Origin of the sequence: Neobacillus sp. B4I6 (genome assembly GCF_050434045.1) — a bacterium.
Taxonomy (GTDB): domain Bacteria; phylum Bacillota; class Bacilli; order Bacillales; family Cytobacillaceae; genus Neobacillus.
Genome location: NZ_JBNPWB010000002.1, coordinates 4005878 through 4027030 on the forward strand (window position 1 = coordinate 4005878; position 21153 = coordinate 4027030).

Here is a 21153-nt window from a genome sequence, read left to right on the forward strand (position 1 = left end):
CCTCGGAGTGTCTAGTTGGGAATAGAGGAAAAGTCATGATGCAGTATTTAAGTAGAGGACAATCCACACCATATGATATACCAGGACGGAGAGATAAAGAACACAAGTGGAAACCAAAAGAGTCCGAATCCACCCTTTTAGTGGTCGCAAGTAGAACAAACCAAGCAACAAGAGGGGCAGAAAGATTTTTATGATGTAAAAATAGGACCAGCTTTTTTCAATTACAAGCTTCATCATTGGATTTCCCTCTTCAACAATACCTGAAACAATTCCAAAATGAGTTAAAACAGCATCCAACAGTCCAGCAACTAGTAAAAAGAAACAGAGTCTCATTATTTCCACCTCAAATGAATTAGTTCAATTAGTCTCCATTATTTCTAATGATATCTATGCTGATACCTAAAGTTTTTTTGTTCTTAAAAACGAACAAGTAAGTGATTTAAAAGAGCTGCATGAGTCAACAGCCCTAGTTTCTTCAGAAATTACTAATTCACATATTTCCCACTGTCAGGCCGGCCAATTTCAGCAAAATGCTCCACTAAATAATTTAGATTTTCTGCTAGCTCCTCCCCACTCATTGGAAGTCCATGACCAGTCACTGCTACTTGCGGCTTGAGTGCCTCTAACTTTTTTACAGATTCAAAAGCAGCATCCCAATCAGTAGTGTAATATTTTGGGGGACCGCTAATCTCTTGTGTTTGCGTCATTACTTTATATAGAGATTCTTGTTTTACCGTCACAAATGCATCTCCCACAATCAGCGCCCGGTCTTGTTCACGGAATAAGGAAATATGGCCAGGCGTATGCCCGGGTGTATGTACCCACTTCCAATTAGGCATATTTGGAACGGTTCCATCTGCAGGAAGCATTTGAACATGCGCACTAATATCAATTCCATGGTTGGGGAACATCGGCGACATTTTTGCAACAAGTCCACGATCAACATTAGGGTCACCAGGCGGATAATCTAACTTTCCAGTCAAATAAGGGATTTCCAGCTCATGTGCATATACCGGAATCTCCCATTCCTCCAACAATTCAGCCACTGATCCGACATGGTCAAAATGTCCATGCGTTAATACAATCGCTTTAGGAAGGGCACCCTCACCAAAACGTTCTTCAACCATTTCCTTTATCTCATCTGCTGACTTAGGCATGCCCGTGTCAATTAAAACAAAATCATCCAACTCATTCGGGTTGCCTACAAGTACTAGGTTCACGATTTTGTCGGTGTAACAATAAATATCAGGCAAAACTGCTATTCCAACTCCACTGCCGATTGAGGTCACTGGAAGAAAGGTTTCTTCAAATTTACTATCCTGATTGCGCTCCAAAAAAAAATCCCTCCCTTTTTGTTTATTATTTATCTGGAAGGGAAAATTATTACAACCTCTTATCCTTGGTTCTTTAATGTTAATATTATAACGAATTTTCCGTTCTTAATACAGTTTTTATTTTCAAAAAAAAAACTGCCCACAAGGAGCAGCCTTTAATCAAATGTTCGCAAAGTCATTTTATACAGATTACGATTAATTTCCTCCGAATGAATAATATTTTCATTGAAGCTTATTTTGATTTTTCCACTACCGGACATGATCTTTACTTTTTCAATCCCATTGGTTCTTTGCATCTCTCTTTTAATCTTCCCGATACATCCTGAGCATGCGACCTCATTCAATGCCAATTCCATAATACTCATTTGAATTAAATCACCTCTTGTTTTTCTTTTATTGTAATGCGAATCGTTCTCATTAACATTGACCTATATCAAGAAAAGCAGAATTGATATAAATCACTACAAGGATTGATCAAAACAGATACTATTAAGTTAATAGAAATGTGGAGGAGTGACTTAAGAATGTGTTGTAACCATTGCTGCTCTAAGGAATCATCGTGCATTACATCCGTACCTGTTTTTAAAGGAATGAAGGAAGCGGATCGTCAAAAGCTGCAAAAGGTAACAAGAAGCAGAAGCTTTGTGAAAGGAGAATTTATTTTTCGAGAAGGAGAACATTCGGAAACATTATTCGTTGTCAATGAAGGACTGATCAAGTTAACAAAAATGTCCGCAGAAGGGAAGGAACAAATTGTAAGATTGCTGTTCCCTGGGGATTTCTTTGGATTATTTTCATTATTAAAAAATGAAAAACACTATATGAATGCAGAAGCCGTGGGATCTTCAACGGTTATTTGTTATATCGAAAAAAAGGACTTTCTTAAAACAATGGAAAATAACGCGGAGTTGTCCTACCAATTCTTACTGGCCGTAAACGACAGGCTATTTGAAGCAGATGAGTCGGTTGGTTTCCTAAGTTTACTAGAGGTTGAACAACGGCTTGCAAGAGCACTTATTCTCTTTCATGATAAAATGATCGCTAAGAACGGGACCTTCTCCTTGCCAATCACAAAAAAGGATTTAGCTCGTTATATTGGAACAACTCCAGAATCGGTAAGCAGAAAGTTGTTGTCGTTCATGTCGCAAAAGCTAATTAGCATGGACGGACGCCGCCAAATACAGATTCTTGAGTTGCACCGGCTTAAACAGATCGCAGGTATTAGTTAATTTCATCTAACTTTATTGCCATTAGTCTAAAATGCATGGGTTCAATTTCGTTGACAATTACATTCATTCCTAATGATTGCAAACTGCCAATAAGCGGTTCACCACGATGTGGCAAATGAATTTCAAATAAGGTTCCTACAGGTGCAGCTTTCACGAAATTTATTATTTCTCTTCGCGGATGTTCCCCCTTTGCAATGTGCTCGCGGATATCCATGACTGCTTTTTTATCAACTATTTCAAACATAGTTCTCGCTCCCCTTAGAGTTTAAGTTTATGCTTCAGTTTATCACCATTCTTCTTTAATGAAATTGATTTATATCAAGTTTGAGTTTGGAATAATTACGATAAATATGGCACAATACACTGTGTATTCCTATGGTTTGGCAGACATTTGGTTAGATTAAAGAGTTTTAAATTCGAAAGCTTTGTGAACAATGCCTTCAATTTGATATCACCTTCAAGAATCGGTGATAGAATCAACAACAAGAAGATTTCAATATAGTGGAGTTGAAAATGATGTTTAATAAGATTTCTCTTATCACATCCATGTTGTTTTTTCTATTAGGAACGAATGTCTTTGCCGATTCTAGATTAGAAGTCTCTTCTCCTCAAAATAATCGAGTATTAAGCCAAACAGTTCAGGTTATCCCCTTAACCACTGTTAATCATAAAATAGTATCAGCAAATAAAAAGACCATGACACAAATGGAGCATGCCTCATCGACTCCTAAACAAGAGAAGGATGCTGAGCCTACCTTTAATAATTATGTTATTCCTGTTTTGGTCGGTTTATTTTTTATCTTCGGACTGGGGAGTTACTGGCTAGTATTTCGTAGAAAACATACTTAGAACGAAGAGACTCTGGAGGTTTTTTCCTTTTAGATTGATGTGTTATTGCTTAAACCAAACAAATCTGATTGTGGCCTTTAACAGAAGAAGCGTGAATCCAGTTTAGTTGAGATTCACGCTTCTTTTTTATTCCATAATGGTGCCTGACACCATTCATTTCTGACGCAGGACTGCGCGAACTGGACTCCCGTCTCCTTCGACCAATGGGAGCGGCAGGGCAATGAGTTCGTAATCTCCTGGTTCAATTTCATCGAGCATTAGTGACTCTAGGATGTGAATTCCATGTTCATTCAAGCTATGATGGGCAGGAAGCTCTTTACTGTCGATTGGATCAACAGATGGAATATCCAAGCCGATAAGCTGAATCCCTTTCCTTCCTAAGAAAGGAGCTAAGTTTGGCTCAATATGTGGGATCTTTTCAGGGAATTGATTGGGATTTTCCCACGCAAGGGTTCTGAACAACACCCGTTTGCACCCATCAAGATCCATCTCTCTTAAATCAGCTGCACCAATGCTTTCCTTTCCAATCATATCAATAACTTTCGCTGGACCGATGTATAGATTAAGGTCCAACTCAATGATCTTTTTTCCTGCGTTATCAAAATGAAACGGAGCATCCACATGTGTTCCCGTGTGCGTACTTAATTCGAGTCTGCCAACATTAACAGAGCCGCTTTCCTCCATTGGCCATGAGACCTCATATTTAAAGGTGGTATCACCCGGCCAGACTGGCATCCCGTTTATTAGCTTTCTAGAAACATCAAAAATCTTCATTCCAATACCTCCCCTAGACATCTTGACTGTATCACCATTATTTCATTTTTTTTCATTAGAATCCATGAAAAAAAGACAGGTTTGATTCCTGCCTTTGTTAATGAAACGATTTCCAAAATTCACTGTTACCATTAATGATGTTCTTTAAGTCCTTAAAAGGGATGGTAAAGGTAGGGAAACCAGCAGCAAAAGCGGCGATTTCATATGGATTAAAGTAGATATTCAAGCCCGCCTCACTAATAAAAAATGGCTGATCAGCTTGGATTCCATGGTACTCATCAGGAAATAAGTAAGATGAATATTTTTCATTACTTTTTATTTGATCACCAATCATATCACTGATTACTTTCACGTACGGGCTGCCAGACTTAAAGAGGTCTTTTAATTGATAGATCGAGCCTGTTTTTAGGTTAATATTAGCATATTTTTCCACTGGCATACCGTGAGCGGCACAAAACGGGTAGTCATACCCTGTTATCTTAATGACCAGTAAATTTTTCTCGTAAAGGGTAACCTCAAAATCCCCCGTATAATTCGATTCCAATTGTGTGTGTGCCGGCATGGGTTTTACCCCCGCCAGTTCCTTTAAAGCATGATTTACTTTTTCCTGATGAATTTTCATACCTTCAATCTGCGGGAAATAGACTAAATAATCCTTATTCGGCTTATATTTTTGCTCGACAACTGAGTAGTTATTATTTAGCGGGACAATCGTGGCTTGCTTCCAGAGCAACTCACCATTTTGATTAAAATAGTGCAGGCGCTCGTCAACATCACCTTTGATTAACGTTTTCTCAAAACTAATCGAGCCGCTGCCCCTGACCATTGGCAGCTGTTCGATTCTCTTTCCAAGTTTGTCAATAAAGTAAGTATGCTGAGCATCGGAGACAGAGGCAAGGCCGTCCTGAAATTTCGTGATTCCATTAAAGATAAATCCTGTAAGGATATGACCACTCGAATCTGCTAAGGCGTAAATAGACCTCATACAGGGTAGTTTTGGATCCATCTCATTCCCGATGGCAAAGCGTCCCTCATCTAGATATAAGATTTGGTTATAGTTTGGCTTAATCACATAATGGCCAGTTCGATCAATAACGCCATACTGTTCCCTATTATTATCTGACAAACTAACAATGGCACGTCCGTCTATAAATGACTCTGCAGATGAAAATTTAGGCTCTATGACGATTTTTCCCTGTTCATTGATATATCCAATCTTCCCATCGTTGATTTCCTTAAATGCAAGCAAACCTTGGCCATAATTACTGACATAAGCATAAGGGTACGATTGTAATATCTTTCCGGTAAGGTCGATTAATTGAAAACTTCCATCTTTTGTTTTTACAATTGCTTTCCCCTGATCAAAATCACTAGCGCTTTCAAAGGTTATCGGAATAACCACTTTCCCTCGTTTATTCAAATAACCGTATAAATACCGCCCATGCTCATCTTTTTCTACAGCACGTACGCGCCCCTCTTTATACTCTCCGACAATAATCGAATAAGCCCGATCCGTGATTTCTTTGCCACTTTCATCAATCACCTTAAATCCTTGAGGGTCGTTGACAACGGCCCGGCCTTCTGAAAAAGGATTAATTGTATCGTATTTGGGCTGCACAATAAAATACCCTTGGTCATTAATAATTCCTGATTTGTCCATTAAACCAACAATAGCTAAACCATTCTCCTGGAAATCCTCGGCATGCTCATAGCTGATAGGAAGAATCAGTTTCCCTTTCGTATCGATATAGCCCCACTTATTTCCGCCAATTTCCTTCATCACCACTGGGAAAAGATAGACGGCCCTTGTGTCTCGAAAATTTGAAAGCGCTCGGACCGCCTTTTTCTCCACTTCAGGAGGCATAGGATAATAATATATAAAATAACCAAAATAATTTTTCAGAACAAATAAATAGGGCTTTCGATTAAGACAATACACCCCAAATATTTCATATAATCCATCCTCATCTATATCCATATATTGGATAACCGCTTGTGAATCTCGATATTCCAATTCTGCTCCAGCTGGGAGGTATGGCACTATCCAAGTTATTAATTCACTGTTAGATCCAAACATCATAACTCACCCATTTTAGTTTTCTATATTTATATGATGAAATGTGGGCTATGTGTTTAACACTTATACGGGAAAACACCGCTAATTATTTTATGTTTTTGGCTTCTGGGATTAGTTGTTTCCATTCTTCATAGGAGATGATTGAATCCCAGTGACCTGTTATTTTTGCAAAAGTAATAATAACGAAAAACAGCACGAAGAAGGTAACTGGTACAAACCATTTATTCACCTTTTTACGCACAACCGTCATGTTGAGTGTGTCTTTTACAGGGCATGCCTCTACACAGGACATACATGCTGAACAATTAAGAGAATTTATAGTCTCCACCTTGTGTACCTTTAATCGTTGCGGACAAACCTTTGTACACATTTCGCAGTTTGTACAAGTATCTTCATTCCGCTCAATTTTTGTAATCCTAAAGATACTTCCAAGACCAATTAATGCACCGTACGGACAGAGGAAGCGGCACCAAAAGTTTCTAAAGAATAATGACAAGATGAAGATCACAATAATAAACTTCAAGGCAAAGCCGCCAAGATTTGTGAATAAAAGAAGCATTTTCACATCAGAGACCTTATTATACGGCTCCTCGAGAAAGCTTCTAGCAGTAAAAGCAGGCATTTGAACAACCATTAGGACAAAAAAGAGCATCAATAAGTATTTAATAGGTGTTAAAAGCCAAGTTACCCATCGTGGAATTTCAAAATTCCTTTTAAACATCTTTCTGCCAAACCAGCCAATCATTTCACTAAATGTTCCAACAGGACATATCCAGCTGCAGAACGACTTACGAAGAATAATTCCTGCACCTACAAAAAATGCTAGTAAAATCAGGCCCGCAGGATGAATCACATCAAACTCTCCACTCGTCAGCCATACCTTTAAGGCGACCAAGCCGCTGATTGGCAAAAACCCTTCGACCGCAGATGGTCGTTCAACGAAAGGGGTTTTTCCGAGGGTTTCAAAATGCAAATAAAATTGATAAAACTGCAAACCAATATATAGTAAAAACAGCAGAAACAAGCCCTGAACAGTATATCTTGTCATTTGCACAGGCTTACGTTTCATCTGTTTCATATACCACGCTTTTGACTTCATAAGGGTTTCCTCCAATCCTGTTACATCAACTATAAAGAACATACAATGCATGGAATGTGATAAAAGTCATTGAGAATATTGAATTCATAAAGAGTTCATATAACCATTCTTTAAAACGTCAATTAAGTTCATTACCATTGAAGAAAACCCCATAAGACAAGGCCAGAGGATGTATCCCCTGGCCTGTTTTTGTTTCTATATTTCTGAAGCAAATAAAATATTATTCTGTTTCCGTGCTTCTTCTGTGATTCGAAGGACAATTTCGCTCCAACTTTTTAATTGCTGATATTCTTGATCATTTTCGGTTTCAATAATCCTGGCAATATTCTTACATTCATAAACCATATTTTGTTCATCTAGATCGACACTCAAGTTCTCGCTCTCTAATCCACGGTTGTCAACGAAGGTTATTTTTGAAATCGGGGCCGCATCTTCGAGGACAAAGGTTCCCTTTTCTCCATGTATTTCACAAGGTAATTCCGAATGAGATATTTTCGAACATAGGATTGTACAAACAAAATCGTCATACGTTAACACAAGTGTTCCACTTCCATCCACACCGCTGCGGAGGAGGACCGGGTGATAGGTTACCTGCTTGGGCTCACCAAACAACCCGACGGCTAAATAGAGTGGATAAACACCTAAATCAACAAGCGCGCCGCCAGAATAGGAAGCAGAAAAAATATTTGGTTCTTCCCCTTGTAAAAATAAATCATAACGGGAGGAATATTTCATGTATGGTAACATGGTACTTCGCAACTCCCCGACCATAGGGAGCTTGTCTTTTAATATTTTGAAATTAGGGGTATGCACATTTCGAATTGCTTCAAATAAATAAACCCCATTTTCCTCCGCTGTCTGGTATGCCTCCGCCAACTCTGCACTATTTGAAAATATCGGTTTTTCGCAGATCACGTGTTTCTTATTTTTCAAAAACATTAGTGTCTGGTCAAAATGGACTGAATTTGGCGATGCTATGTATACAGCTTCTATTTCAGAACTTGTTGCCATCTCCTCTAGATCTGTATAAAAATTAGGAACGTTATATGTATCTGCAAATTGTTTCGCTTTATCCTCTGTTCTGGAATAGACACTTGTTAATTGCCATTGTCCGCTAAGTTGTGCTGCTTGGATAAAGGATTCAGTAATCCACCCTGTCCCGACTGTACCAAAGTTAATCATTGTACTTCCCCTTCCTTTATATATCTTCAAGAAACCATTGTAGTCTTTTTCAACCACACTTGCCAATTCCGAATTTCAAAAAAATGAGCAAACATTCCATTTTATGTGTGTTTTTCACATGAATTGTAGGGAACAATGGAAAAATATCAGTATTTATGTTATTTATAAAGTAGTAGTTAAGAATGAAAGAGGTTGAAAAGGGTGGAAAATCATACATCAAATTTTATTAAAGATATTATGATAAAAGATTTGGAGTCCGGAAAGCACAACAAAATCGTCACTAGGTTCCCGCCAGAGCCAAACGGTTATTTACATATCGGACATGCAAAATCGATTGTAATCAACTTCGGCTTGGCAGATGAATTTAACGGGCTTACCAATTTACGCTTTGACGATACGAATCCGTTAAAGGAAGATATCGAATATGTAAATTCGATCAAAGAAGATGTAAAATGGTTAGGCTTTGAATGGGATAACTTACTATTTGCATCGAATTATTTTGAAGAAATGTTTAGGAGAGCGGTTCTTTTAATAAAAAAAGGATTAGCCTATGTTGATGACCTGTCAGCGGATGAAATTCGTGAATACCGTGGAACACTTACCGCGCCCGGCAAAAATAGCCCTTATCGCGATCGCTCCATAGAAGAAAACCTTGAATTATTTGAAAATATGCGAAATGGTATATACGACAACGGTCAAAAGGTCCTGCGGGCAAAGATTGATATGTCATCACCAAATATTAATTTACGTGATCCAGTTATTTACCGAATTGCACATGCGACGCACCATAACACGGGCGATAAATGGTGCATTTATCCGATGTACGCATTTGCTCATCCACTCGAAGATGCGATTGAAGGGGTAACTCATTCGATCTGCACGATTGAATTTGAGGATCAACGCCCCCTTTATAATTGGATTGTTGAAAACTGTGAAATGGAAAGCATCCCACAACAAATTGAATTTGGCCGCTTAAATGTAACCAATACTGTGATGAGTAAACGAAAGTTGAAGCAATTGGTTGACGAGGGATTTGTTGATGGCTGGGATGATCCGCGTATGCCGACGATTTCCGGGATGAGAAGAAAAGGATTTACACCAGAATCGATTCGTGCTTTTGTCAGTGAAACTGGCGTTCATAAGGGTTCAGGTGCAGTTGATTCACAAATGCTTGAACATTTTGTCCGTGAAGATTTGAAATTAAAAGCACCTCGTACCATGGGTGTAATCAACCCCTTAAAGGTAGTCATCACGAATTATCCAGAAGGACAAATTGAATTGCTTGATGCCGAAGTCAATTCAGAAAATCCTGAGATGGGAACAAGGAAAATTCCATTCTCTCGTGAAATCTATATTGAACAAGACGACTTCATGGAGGAACCACCTAAGAAGTATTTCCGTCTATTCCCAGGCAATGAGGTACGCCTTAAAAACGCTTATTTCATTAAATGTGAAGAAGTTGTCAAAGATCCAAATGGTAAGGTCGTCGAACTGCGCTGTACCTATGACCCTGAAACAAAAAGTGGTACAGGTTTTACAGGCAGAAAAGTAAAAGGAACCATTCATTGGGTGGAAGCAGCCCATGCAGTTCCTGCTGAATTCCGACTTTATGAGCCGCTTATTTTGGATACAGCTGATGAAGCTGACGGGGCTGAAAAATCCTTCCTTGATAACGTTAATCCACATTCACTTGAGGTGTTACAAGGTTTTGTAGAACCAAACATGAAGGAAAGCAGACCGCAGGAAAAATTCCAATTCTTTAGACACGGTTACTTCAACGTCGATCCCAAAGAAACGACAGTCGATAAGTTAGTATTTAACAGGATTGTTTCCTTAAAAAGTTCTTTTAAAATATAACAGTAAAGAACCAGGCGCAAAACATTGCCTGGTTCTTTTTCTATTCTATAATAGTGATGGGTACTTCTAAGATAAGTTTGGTTCCCATCCCAGGGGAAGAACTAATAAATAGTTCTCCTCCGACAGAGCGAGCGCGCTCATCCATACTAAACAAACCTACACCCACGGATTGATTTTTAATCTCAAAACCCTTTCCTTTATCCTCAACCATAACCCGAACGATATCATCCAGCTCTCTAACAGTCACTGTTGCTTCGGTCACTTCTGCATATTTTCGGATATTTGTTAGCGCCTCCTGAATAATCCGGTAAATCGTAAGTTCAATGCTGATGTTCAGGCGGCGATTTAGCACGCATTCAAAATAAACATCAATACTATAATGGTCAGAGTAACGTGATAGAAAGGAGCGAATGGCTGGTACTAAACCCAGGTCATCTAATACCGACGGCCGCAGCTCCCATGAGATTTCGCGGATTTCTTCGATTAACTGGGTTGCTTCTGTTTGCATCTGCGAAAGAAGCGGATGATCCATTTCAGCAAGGAGTCGATTGATCGTTATTAAATGACTATAAAGATTTTGACCGATGCCATCGTGTAAATTTCGCGACAAACGCTTACGTTCTTCTTCTTGAACATTGATGATGGTTGTCATCATGTTTTGAAGTTCTCGTTCGACTCGCTTTCGCTCGGTGATCTCATAACGAATCGCTAAGTATTGATAAGGCTTTCCTTTTTCATTTAAAAAAGGGACAATCGTGGTATCCATCCAATAATTTGTACCATCTTTTGCCCTGTTACAAATTTCACCTTTCCAGACTTCACCGGAACCAATTGTTCTCCACATTTTTTTAAAAAATTCTTTTGAATGGTACCTGGAATTCACAATTCGATGATCTTGACCCAGCAGTTCTTCTCTGGAATATTTCGAGATATGACAAAATTGATCATTTACATATGTAATCATTCCCCGAGAATCTGTGATGGCAACAATAGAAGATTCATCGAGCGCAAACTTTATATCTACCAATTCTTGCATCGATTTTTTTAATTCTATCTCAAGGTCTGCGAGATTATTTGCAGGCTGGTCCATTTTCTTGTTCATTAACATCCCCCTGCATCTTTCATAGTATCTGCTCCTTTAATATCTGTTCCAAGGCTTGAGCGGATTCTCTTACATACTGCTGATCTTGTTCAGTAAACGTTGTGGCTCTCCTATTACCAATGAGTAAAACTCCTTTTGGTACAGCATTAAAAAATAAAGGGACGGCATAGGAGGAAACAAGTTTTTCAGCAAGCATAATTGGATAATCTGTTACTTTTCCGATAATTCCATTCGGAAAATCTGTTATCATCATCGGACTGCCGCTTGAGATTATTTTTCCCGCGATCCCTTTACCGAAACGGACGGTTATTCTTTTGTATTTATCATTTAAATTGGCGGATGCATAATGCCACCTAACATCCGGGCCCACTTCATTTTGCAACGCCAAGGCTACAAATTCGCAGCCTGCCACAGCCATAAGACTGTTGCAAACCTTGATAACATCTTGCAGTTCTATAATCTCTTTCATCCCAAGTAACTCTCCTTAAATACCATAACCTAATAAACCTTTCCTAACTGCGTATTCCACTAACTCAGGTCTGGTTTTCATCTGAAGTTTCTCCATCAAGTTACCTTTATGGGTTTCGACCGTTTTTACACTGATTACCAGCTGTTCAGCAATTTCCTTATTGGAATACCCTTTAGCAATAAGTGTTAGAACTTCTTTCTCCCGCTCGGATAAAAGATTATACGTATCATTCCCATCTTGTTTTACGCTGCTCAAATATTCTTCCATCAATCGCTTCTGTGCAGATGGATGTAAATAGGCATCCCCGACTGCAACTGATTCGATTGCTGACATTAGTTCATCATGTGGGGCGCTTTTTAAAATACAGCCGGAAGCTCCCCCTTGAATTGCTCGAAAAAGGTATTCTTCATCATCATGCATCGTGAGGATCAAAATATTTATTTCCGGCTTTAGCTTTTTTAATTCGGTCGTTGCCGACAAGCCGTCTTTTCCATGTGGCATACTTAAATCCATGACTACGACATCCGGTTTTAACTTCAAGGCTTTTTTGATTCCTTCATTGCCTTCTGATGCTTCACCAATTACTTCCATTTCAGGATTTGTGTTCAAAAGCATTTTTAAACCCATTCTAACTACGGCATGATCATCAACCAACAGAATCTTTATCACTCTTAACTCCCCTTTAATCCCTATTTACTAACGGAAGGGCTAGCACTATGGATGTTCCTTCTCCTATTTTAGAAGAAATGGTACACTGTCCGCCAGTCAGAAGCATTCGTTCTTTCATGGCCGCAATACCTGATGAAGGATTAATGAAATCGTTTTCGTCCTGTTGAAACCCTCTGCCGAAATCATATATGGAAATTTTCAGCTCTTGCTCTGACCAAATAAAATTCATTTTTACATTGGATGTATCTGCATACTTGGCAATATAGGCAAGTGCCTCCTGGCATACACGAAATACAGTGATCCTATTTTTTTCAGATATCCACTTTTCTTCACCCGTTGAATCTAAATCCACTAGGATCCCAAACGTGGATGTGTATAACTTAATATAGCTCTTCATGGCTGGTAGTAAACCAAGAGTAGTTAGGGTAGGCGGATGCAATTCAACCGAAAGAAGCCTAATTTCTTGGATGGTCTTTTCAATCAACTGCGACAATTCGCGGACATAACTTTTCATATGCAGCTCTTTTGCACCTGATTCAATAAACTGCAAGCCTGTTAAAATACTATATAGATTTTGTCCAACACCTTCGTGCAGCTCTATGGCAATCCGTTTTATTTCTTCCTCTTGGGAATGAATAATATAAGAGCTAATCTGCTGTTTTGAATTTAATACATCCATCCCGCCACCTCCGGTTATAAAAAAAAGGCAGGTTCTTTTTTAAAAGACCTGTACCTTTTTTACAGTATACGTTAAGCCGCTCTCCGAATCAAAAGCCGACCATTGTCCATCCATCTGACTTACTCGACAAGAAATCGGTACCGCAAGAAAATAAAAATCATCAAAATAAAAGCGGATATGGGTTCCATCAGGACAGAACTGCACCTTTTTTATGGTTTTCTTCACAGCTGGCGCCTGATCTCCACCATCCGCATCTTGAATCGCAATTGCTACCGGCACACCCACAAATATGTTCAAATCATCTAATTTAATGAGTTCCACAGCTGTTACATCCTCTCTTCACAGGATAGATGAACACCTTAAAGCCCTGCAAATACTCCCAAAACTTCTCATCGGCATTTTCCTCGATGAATTGAATCGTTTCTTCTTCAGAACCCCAGTCACTCATTCCTTTTATTTCAGCAATAACCATCTCTGCCCCATCGAGTGTTTTTTCTTCAAGAAACCAATTTAGGCGTTTTTTCGAAAAAGTGTTCTTCAATAACTCATCAATTTCATGGCTAAAGCCGCCTGCTTCTGGCCGGACAAAACAAAAATCAATATAGGTTTCACTAGTCATTGATATTCACACCTTTTTTATAAATAAGGAATGCGACTGGAAATAAAATAACGTTAATGATTGCGGCAATTATTGTATTAGTATAGTTTTCATAGAAGTATTGATGAACCATATATTGTGTAAAGATAATGTTTAACATCAACACCGCAAGTAGTAGGGCAACTGGCAAATAGCTACGCTTCATAACGCTTCACCCCCACAGCATAAACCACTCCGTTTTCTACTTTTACATAAATTTCAGGAAGTGGACGTCTCGGTGGACCAGCAATCGGCGCGCCTGTTTCGACATCAAATTTCCCGTGATGGCAAGGGCAAAGCATTTCTCCCTCATCCTTTTTCCAAAACACAGGGCATCTTAAGTGGGTGCATGCATTTTGGTAGGCTACATATTTATTTTCGGAGAGTCTAATTAAAATAGCACTATCATGTTCACTAGGAAAAGCAAAGTCTACTGCATCTCCGATAGGCAGAGATTTAACATCGGTAATTTTTTGCTTTGGATATTTTTTATCGCCCAATCCTGTTAATTCTTTTGCAGCCAAGGCTCCCCAAGGGAGTGAAGAAACAGCGAAAACACCTGCCGCACCAACTAGTGTTTTCATAAATCCGCGTCGATCGAGCTTTCTTTCATTATTGCGGTTTATATTATGTGTATAATTATCTTCTTTGAACGGGATTTTATTATTTTTATCTGTCATGCGAATCCCTCCTAAAACAATTTAGTGACGCCCTGCAGAATACCAGGAAGATTCACTTTTACATTTGTTTCGCCTTCTAAATAAGGCATACTTGTTACCCATTTACCATTATCTAAGTTAAATTGCTTTTGCTTCGCTTCAATTTCTTCATCTGTCAGCCATTGTAATGTATTAGACGGGCAAACACTTGCACACATTGGCGGGATGCCATCCTTTGTACGGTCGATACAAAGATCGCACTTGTACATTAAATTTTGCTCTGTATCAAACTTCGGTATTCCATACGGGCAAGCAATTGTACAGTTTTGGCAGCCAATGCACTTTTCCACTAGAGCCGAAAGAACGGCTCCTGTTTCATGGATTTGGATCGCCTGTGCTGGACAGCTTCTTGCACAAGCTGGATTCACACAGTGAAGGCACATCAGAGGCATCGTTTGACGGTTAACAAGCGGATTTACATCGTAAACATAGTTACGGTTACGTTCCTCATGCCCTCCGCACTGCGTACAAGCCGCCAAACACGAGCGGCACCCTATACAGTTTTCAAGTTCGAGATATAGCCTCTTTTTCATTTACTGCACCTTCTTCATTTCTAGTTTTTCAATCTGAGCGGCACACGCTTTGAATTCCGGCATCCGTGACATAGGATCAAGCGCTGCAATCGTTAATAGATTAATAGATTTATCGTGACCAAAATGGTAGGGAACAAATACGGTATCTTTTCGAATGGCTTCAGTGATTTTTACTTTATATTCCGCTTCACCTCTACGAGTAAAGAGGCGAACAAATTCTTCGTGTTCAATGTTATATTTAGCAGCTGTTTCTGGATGTACTTCTACATACGGCTCTGGGCACATATCGCGCAAAAATTGGATCCGGCGGGTTTGGTTTCCAGATAGATAATGGTAGACGACACGTCCTGTGGTTAAGCGTAATGGATATACTTCATCAGGCTCTTCAGCCGGTGGACGATAGGGCAGGGCACAGATTTTTGCCTTTCCATCTGGATGATAGAACTTTTTATCTAAGAACATGTGGGGTGTTCCTGGATCATTTTCATCTTTACATGGCCAAAAGACACCATCTTGCTTTTCGATTTTATCCCATGTGATACCATAGTAGTCGGCATAGCCGCCTTTAGAAGCTAAACGGAATTCATCCCCAACATCGCTTGCTGTTTTTAAATGTGAGAAGTATTTTCCTCTGCCTAGACGCTCACATAATTCCACTTGGATTTGCCAATCTGGTTTCGATTCTCCCAGCGGTTCTTGTGCCTTGTTAATTTTAATACAACGTCCTTCAAGGTTGGTTACTGTTCCTTCGTCTTCAGACCAAGTTGTGGTTGGAAGAATGACATCCGCAAACTCAGCTGATTCCGATAAGTAAAAGTCTGCACACACCATAAAGTCCAGATTTTTCATTTGTTCACGTACATAATTTAGATTTGGAGCCGATACGGCTGGATTGGAGCAAAGCAGGTACAAACCTCTAATTGTTTTTTGCTCCATTAATTCGAACATTTCATAAGCAGAAACACCTGGTTCCGGCATTTCTTCAGGAGTAATCCCCCACACTTTACAAACTTCCTCAACATGTTTTGGGTTCGTAAGCTTACGATAGCCTGGAAGTAAATCTGATTTCTGACCGTGTTCACGACCGCCTTGACCGTTCCCTTGACCAGTAAATGTAGCAACTCCTGCTTTAGGGCGGCCAATTTTCCCTGTGACTAAGGCCATGTTTGTGTATGCTGATACGTTATCAACACCTTTATGCTGTTGCTCAATTCCTCGGGCAAACATGACAATGGCATTTGGTGCTTTACCGTAGATTTCTGCTGCACGAATGATTTTTTCCGGTGCAACCCCAGTAAGCTCACTCGTATATTCTGGTGTAAATTCTTTTACCAATTCTTTTGTTTCTTCAAAGCCATTTGTATGGTTATTTACGAATTCTTCATCCGCATAGCCATTTTGAATAAGTAAGTTTAGAATTCCATTGGCAAGGGCTAAGTCTGTTCCAGGTCTTAAATCTAAGTGAACATCTGCTCTCCTGGCAATGGGTGTCTCACGCGGGTCTGCTACAATTAAGTAGCCTCCTCTCTCCTGGACTGCCCACACTCGGAACATGGAAGTTGGGTGACATTCTGCTGTATTGCTTCCTGCAATAAACAAGCAATCCGTTTCATGAAGATCTGTCCAAGGCAGGGTTGATCCTCGGTCGACTCCAAAGGATCTCAGAAAGCCACCTGCGGCACTTGCCATACAGAATCGGCCGTTGTAATCAATGTAACGAGTCTGTAAGCCGACACGGGCAAACTTTCCTGATAAATAACATTTTTCGTTTGTCATCGATACACCGCTATAGACACTAAGCGAATCCTTACCATAATTTTTTTGAAGCTCTTGAAAATTTTTCACGATTAAATCATAGGCCTCATCCCAGGTTGCCTCACGAAAGCCATCTTTTGTTCCCTTTAGTGAGGCATCATCACGAATTAGTGGTTTTAAAATACGATCATCATGGTTGGTTTGCTGGTAAGCAGTAACCCCTTTGGGACACATTTTTCCGACCGTTACTGGCCAGTCATATCGAGGCTCCACCCCAATTATTTTATTTGTTTTTGTATTTACCCGTAAATTCATCCCGCATTGCATCCCGCAATAACTGCAATGTGTTTTTACAAGCGTTTCATTCGGATGACGAACATTTTCGACTTCTTTGAAAAATTTATCTCTTGGGTTCCTAAAATTATCCTTTTGCATTCTGGTTTGCCTCCTTGACCTTTACTTGATGAGTTGCGAAGCCTGAGAATCTTGAAATTCTATATTTTCTGCGACATGGCAGGCATAGTTCAGCTAGATTAAAGCCATCTTGCATATTGAAGTCGATCTCGTTAGCGCCTAATACTTGAATCACATCACTAGATTGTTCCACTGATACAAAATGATCACCGCACACCTTACATTTCTTCATTTGCTGCTCAGCATAATGTTCACGGTAATTTCTTGCGAATACACTCATTGGACGGAATGGAATATGTGCTAACTTTCCAAACGGTAGATAAATTAACGTGACGATTACGGAAAATTGGTGAATCAGTGACATTTGCGGCTGCATCCAGCCATGCATGACAATGTTTTGAAAGGTTAGTAAAAGCCCGGTTACAGAGATAAATAACAATAGATAAAGTGGTAAAAAATCATACATGATTTTTTGTTCTGCTCTCGCCTGCATGTTACCTAAGCGACGGTAAAGCGCCATGCACACACCCGCGGTCACCATGATAGCTGCAATATTCAGTGCATTATAGGAAAACCATGCAATAATTCCTTCGGCCTTAACCTGCATGACGTTCATTCCAAATAACACGATCGTATAGTAGCCATTGTCTTCCATCGTAAAATACATCCAGCTGAATACGAGCGGAAAGGTCACCAAGCACGCAAGGACACAGCCCCAACCGATTAAAATATGCTGTACCCATCGGTAAATCCCGCGATTTCGGATAAAATCGTAAATAGCTAAATGATTAACAGCCGTTTTCGGAGTACTTTTTCGAAATAAAAGCTTTAAGCCTTTTTTAATAAGAATCTTGGTCGGTGGTCTCTCGCCCCAAGCAATAAAGCGGTAGAAAAATCCGCCGATAAAGACGATTGTTCCGACCATATATCCATAAAGATTCAAGTCAACGTGCGTGAACATTCTTGTGCCAATAAACGTTAAAATGGCCAGTCCGGCAATAGTTAAAAACATTGATTTAGCAAAATGTGAAGCAAAGGCATCATTGACCGAGCTTCCTGTTTTTTTATTTGTAGCAATATTTGATTGCATCCTCTAGTCCCTCCTAAAAAAATAACACCACCGTTTTTCTTACTCTTATTGTAAGAAAAACGGTGGTGTTATAAATATCAGGGAGTTCCCCTATCATGGAAGGAAAAAACCCTTAGAAATATTATTTTAGACAAATGTTTGTCACATCTAGTATTAAGATCTATCTTTGAGTGTACTTTTTTCGCCAGGAATATAGAAGAAGCAATAAACCAATTAGTATTTGCAAGGTAAAAAGTATTGCATCCCAGAATGGAAGCGAGGACGTTCCTTGAGAAAAACCAGGAAGAATTCTTTTCCATGCAAATAATAATTGGGGGACATAAAAAAATGTATATATGCTAACTGTCAGAATGACTCCGACAAAATAAAAGATTGAATATAAAAAAACGATCTTTTTTTCTCCCTCAAAAACAACCTCTTGTATTGATGGTGAGTTGAGAAATGAAAGCTTCTTCCTTATCGCTTTCTGAGCATTTTCCATTAAGTTATAGCAGCCCGATACATTTTCAATTACGTAATATAAATCGGTTTTCATATAAATGAAGCCTTGGTAAACCATTCGAATAAATGTATCCAAGACCACTACATTCATAACACCCAGGAAAATTTCTGACCCATTTGTAAAAATTAGATGGCTAATTAATGTGCATGAAAGAATAAGTGTATCAAAGCAAAGACCCGCCAGAAATAAAACATTCCGCTTATTAGAAGGAAGTTTCCAAACCGATGACATATCAGTCTCAAGGACAACAAGGATTAATCGATGCCCGACCTCCAGCTTAGTCGGAAGATTTTGAGCCCTCATCGCTAATATGTGGCCAAACTCATGAATAAAGACAAGGATAATCGTAATTCCCATCCAAGTCGGGATGTTCAAAATCATTAAATCAAAAACAAACAAATCCTTATAATGCGGAAATAAACTTGGATGGGATAGAAGGATAAACACATTAACTAGCAATAAAGTGAAATAAACAAGGTATGCAGCCTTATTAAAGAAAAACTCCCCGATCTTTGGTGAAATCCATAAAAGGCCTAAGTCTTTCTTTTTCTTTTCCTTCAATTCAACTTTTACACCATCAACTTCACCTATCAAGCCCATAATTAGTAATTGTTCGGCAAAATCGAGCATATCTACTTCATCATTAGGATATTTATCTTTAAGCACCCGTTCAATTTCCTCTATCGACCCACCATTGTTGATTAAATGGATTGCATCAATACAAACCCTCGGCATCTCATAAAACTCGCCTAATGCAATATCTTCAACGATATAATGTTTTCTATCCTTGCGAATATTGACTGGGACCAACAAAAGACGTGAATGAAGTGTTAGGTTCATATTAACACCCTTTATCTCATATTTTATCATTAAGAAAGGATGCTAGCTTTTCGCTAGCATCCTTTTTTTAACCTTTCCAACCAGGAACAAATTGACACCACCAGCAAGTTGTTTTTACCTTTTTCAGCTTACGGATTTTCATAAATCCACCTCCTTAGGAAATTCCCATTCTTTTAACCACGGATATTTTTCATGAAATTTAATCCATGCTGGATATACCTTTTTAAATTCTTCCACTAACATAGGATCAAATTGGGAACCTTTTCCGTCAATGATGCGTTGATAGGCAACTTCAACTGGCATTGCTGCTCGATAAGATCGAGAAGATGTCATTGCATCAAAAGCATCTGCAACTGCAGCCACTCTAGCAAGGAAGGGGATTTCTTCTCCTTTTAATTGATCAGGATACCCTTTACCATCCCAACGTTCATGATGCGAACGAATGACAGAAAGACTACCTTTAATCCCCTCGACATTATCAACTGCTTCAGCACCAACAACTGGATGTGATTTTATTATCTCAAATTCATCGTTTGTCAACTTCCCTGGTTTCATTAGAATACGGTCAGGGATATGAACTTTTCCTATATCATGTAATAAACATGCATAATAAAAAGATTTTTGCTCATCTTTGGAAAGCTTACCTATTTCCTTTGCTAACAACAAAGCATAACTGGCTACTCTTTCACTATGTCCCTTAGTATATGGATCCTTTAACTCCAGAGTAGCAATAACACCTTTTACAATTCCTTCTAATTGTTTGTCGTATGAAGTACTTATCGCTTTTACGTATCCCTGAAAACGAACTAATAAAAAAAATGCCATGATAGACAGTACAGCTATTAAAATAATTGGGATTATTACATAAGAAGTTTTTAATATAATACCAACAAGTAAATATCTTGCCGTAACACCTAAGCTTACTAGCCAAAAATATCTTCTACTAAGGAAAAGCGGTAGTGATAAAAGTAAAAACACTTCTATTAAATTCCCACTTTTGTAAGACGCTCCCCTTCCATAGAAGGATAAGATATCCACAATAAAAGTAACCAATAGATAGCTAATAAAAAATACGTATTTTATTGAGGCTTGCTTATTCCGCTTATTTAAATAATATGCTATTGGAATTAATATTATTAAAAGGATATAGGTTAAATAAAAAAATTTACTAGGCGGGCCCACTGCTTCATGTTCTATGAAGGCTGGGAAAAGATAGTAATAGAAAAAATCATAACCTACAAGAATTATATAAAAAAATAAAAGAAACCATTTAACAGTTCTTATTTCTTCATTAGGTAACATAAACTCCTCCATGTATCTATCCCATTGTACTTTCCATAAAA

Annotated in this window: 24 protein-coding genes; 3 read left to right on the forward strand and 21 right to left on the reverse strand. The window is 38.9% G+C overall.

The features are described from left to right. Positions 1-33: 33 nt before the first annotated feature. The 3 genes from QF028_RS22110 to QF028_RS22120 all read right to left on the reverse strand — a co-directional run bounded on the left by QF028_RS22110 (position 34) and on the right by QF028_RS22120 (position 1699). Positions 34-333: a DUF5658 family protein gene (locus QF028_RS22110; RefSeq protein ID WP_215002912.1), complete on the reverse strand. Its 300-nt coding sequence runs from the start codon at positions 331-333 to the stop codon at positions 34-36. A 152-nt stretch (positions 334-485) separates the two neighbouring features. Beyond that, positions 486-1334: an MBL fold metallo-hydrolase gene (locus tag QF028_RS22115; protein ID WP_429468835.1), complete on the reverse strand. Its 849-nt coding sequence runs from the start codon at positions 1332-1334 to the stop codon at positions 486-488. A gap of 155 nt (positions 1335-1489) precedes the next feature. Beyond that, positions 1490-1699 carry a heavy-metal-associated domain-containing protein gene (locus QF028_RS22120; protein WP_088085779.1) on the reverse strand — a complete coding sequence of 70 codons (210 nt, stop codon included), beginning with the start codon at positions 1697-1699 and terminating at the stop codon, positions 1490-1492. Positions 1700-1858: 159 nt separating this feature from the next. Here QF028_RS22120 and QF028_RS22125 point away from each other — a divergent pair, with 159 nt between their 5' ends. Continuing rightward, positions 1859-2563, forward strand: a complete 705-nt coding sequence (locus tag QF028_RS22125) for a Crp/Fnr family transcriptional regulator (RefSeq protein WP_429468838.1) — start codon at positions 1859-1861, stop codon at positions 2561-2563. On the opposite strand, the gene QF028_RS22130 is transcribed toward QF028_RS22125, so the two are convergent. After that, complete coding sequence (locus QF028_RS22130; RefSeq protein WP_429468840.1) at positions 2556-2807, reverse strand: amino acid decarboxylase; 252 nt, start codon at positions 2805-2807, stop codon at positions 2556-2558. The genes QF028_RS22125 and QF028_RS22130 overlap by 8 nt on opposite strands. A gap of 269 nt (positions 2808-3076) precedes the next feature. Between QF028_RS22130 and QF028_RS22135 the strand changes: the two genes are divergently transcribed. Then, positions 3077-3412, forward strand: coding sequence for a hypothetical protein (locus QF028_RS22135; protein ID WP_429468842.1), 336 nt, complete (start codon positions 3077-3079; stop codon positions 3410-3412). A gap of 153 nt (positions 3413-3565) precedes the next feature. Here QF028_RS22135 and kynB read toward each other — a convergent pair whose 3' ends face one another. From kynB to QF028_RS22155, 4 genes are all read right to left on the reverse strand, one after another. After that, entirely contained in the window at positions 3566-4186 is a 621-nt protein-coding gene (gene kynB / locus QF028_RS22140; protein ID WP_215002908.1) for an arylformamidase, read from the reverse strand. A 97-nt stretch (positions 4187-4283) separates the two neighbouring features. Further along, complete coding sequence (locus QF028_RS22145) at positions 4284-6266, reverse strand: WG repeat-containing protein (protein ID WP_429468845.1); 1983 nt, start codon at positions 6264-6266, stop codon at positions 4284-4286. 82 nt (positions 6267-6348) lie between these two features. Then, the gene (locus QF028_RS22150) at positions 6349-7362 is read right to left on the reverse strand and encodes a 4Fe-4S binding protein (RefSeq protein WP_429468848.1); all 1014 of its coding nucleotides are present in this window, start codon (positions 7360-7362) and stop codon (positions 6349-6351) included. 195 nt (positions 7363-7557) lie between these two features. After that, positions 7558-8541, reverse strand: a complete 984-nt coding sequence (locus tag QF028_RS22155) for a Gfo/Idh/MocA family protein (protein WP_429472453.1) — start codon at positions 8539-8541, stop codon at positions 7558-7560. A 204-nt stretch (positions 8542-8745) separates the two neighbouring features. Here QF028_RS22155 and QF028_RS22160 point away from each other — a divergent pair, with 204 nt between their 5' ends. After that, positions 8746-10401 carry a glutamine--tRNA ligase/YqeY domain fusion protein gene (locus QF028_RS22160; RefSeq protein ID WP_429468851.1) on the forward strand — a complete coding sequence of 552 codons (1656 nt, stop codon included), beginning with the start codon at positions 8746-8748 and terminating at the stop codon, positions 10399-10401. Between the two features lie 40 nt (positions 10402-10441). Here the strand turns inward: QF028_RS22160 and QF028_RS22165 are convergent, their stop codons facing one another. The 13 genes from QF028_RS22165 to QF028_RS22225 form a co-directional block, all read right to left on the reverse strand. Beyond that, the gene (locus QF028_RS22165) at positions 10442-11491 is read right to left on the reverse strand and encodes a PAS domain-containing sensor histidine kinase (protein ID WP_429472455.1); all 1050 of its coding nucleotides are present in this window, start codon (positions 11489-11491) and stop codon (positions 10442-10444) included. 31 nt (positions 11492-11522) lie between these two features. Then, positions 11523-11972 (reverse strand): GAF domain-containing protein, encoded by a 450-nt coding sequence (locus QF028_RS22170; protein ID WP_429468854.1) that lies wholly within the window; start codon positions 11970-11972, stop codon positions 11523-11525. Positions 11973-11987: 15 nt separating this feature from the next. After that, entirely contained in the window at positions 11988-12641 is a 654-nt protein-coding gene (locus QF028_RS22175; RefSeq protein WP_088085771.1) for a response regulator, read from the reverse strand. Positions 12642-12654: 13 nt separating this feature from the next. Next, positions 12655-13320, reverse strand: a complete 666-nt coding sequence (locus QF028_RS22180) for a sensor histidine kinase (RefSeq protein WP_429468857.1) — start codon at positions 13318-13320, stop codon at positions 12655-12657. Between the two features lie 39 nt (positions 13321-13359). Next, positions 13360-13641 carry a hypothetical protein gene (locus QF028_RS22185; protein WP_410885300.1) on the reverse strand — a complete coding sequence of 94 codons (282 nt, stop codon included), beginning with the start codon at positions 13639-13641 and terminating at the stop codon, positions 13360-13362. Next, the gene (locus QF028_RS22190) at positions 13628-13939 is read right to left on the reverse strand and encodes a hypothetical protein (protein WP_429468861.1); all 312 of its coding nucleotides are present in this window, start codon (positions 13937-13939) and stop codon (positions 13628-13630) included. The genes QF028_RS22185 and QF028_RS22190 overlap by 14 nt, the downstream gene beginning before the upstream one ends. Then, positions 13932-14123, reverse strand: a complete 192-nt coding sequence (locus QF028_RS22195; RefSeq protein ID WP_429468864.1) for a hypothetical protein — start codon at positions 14121-14123, stop codon at positions 13932-13934. The genes QF028_RS22190 and QF028_RS22195 overlap by 8 nt, the downstream gene beginning before the upstream one ends. Then, positions 14113-14637, reverse strand: coding sequence for a Rieske 2Fe-2S domain-containing protein (locus QF028_RS22200; RefSeq protein WP_429468867.1), 525 nt, complete (start codon positions 14635-14637; stop codon positions 14113-14115). Before QF028_RS22200 ends, QF028_RS22195 begins: the two co-directional genes overlap by 11 nt. A gap of 11 nt (positions 14638-14648) precedes the next feature. Continuing rightward, entirely contained in the window at positions 14649-15209 is a 561-nt protein-coding gene (locus QF028_RS22205; RefSeq protein ID WP_007086371.1) for a 4Fe-4S dicluster domain-containing protein, read from the reverse strand. After that, positions 15210-17399 carry a molybdopterin oxidoreductase family protein gene (locus QF028_RS22210; protein WP_429468870.1) on the reverse strand — a complete coding sequence of 730 codons (2190 nt, stop codon included), beginning with the start codon at positions 17397-17399 and terminating at the stop codon, positions 15210-15212. It lies immediately after the preceding gene. Beyond that, complete coding sequence (locus QF028_RS22215; RefSeq protein WP_429468873.1) at positions 17386-18468, reverse strand: hypothetical protein; 1083 nt, start codon at positions 18466-18468, stop codon at positions 17386-17388. Before QF028_RS22215 ends, QF028_RS22210 begins: the two co-directional genes overlap by 14 nt. Positions 18469-18628: 160 nt before the next feature. Then, positions 18629-19810 carry a hypothetical protein gene (locus QF028_RS22220; protein ID WP_429468875.1) on the reverse strand — a complete coding sequence of 394 codons (1182 nt, stop codon included), beginning with the start codon at positions 19808-19810 and terminating at the stop codon, positions 18629-18631. Positions 19811-19948: 138 nt separating this feature from the next. Further along, entirely contained in the window at positions 19949-21112 is a 1164-nt protein-coding gene (locus tag QF028_RS22225; RefSeq protein WP_429468877.1) for an HD-GYP domain-containing protein, read from the reverse strand. Between the last annotated feature and the right edge of the window lie 41 nt (positions 21113-21153).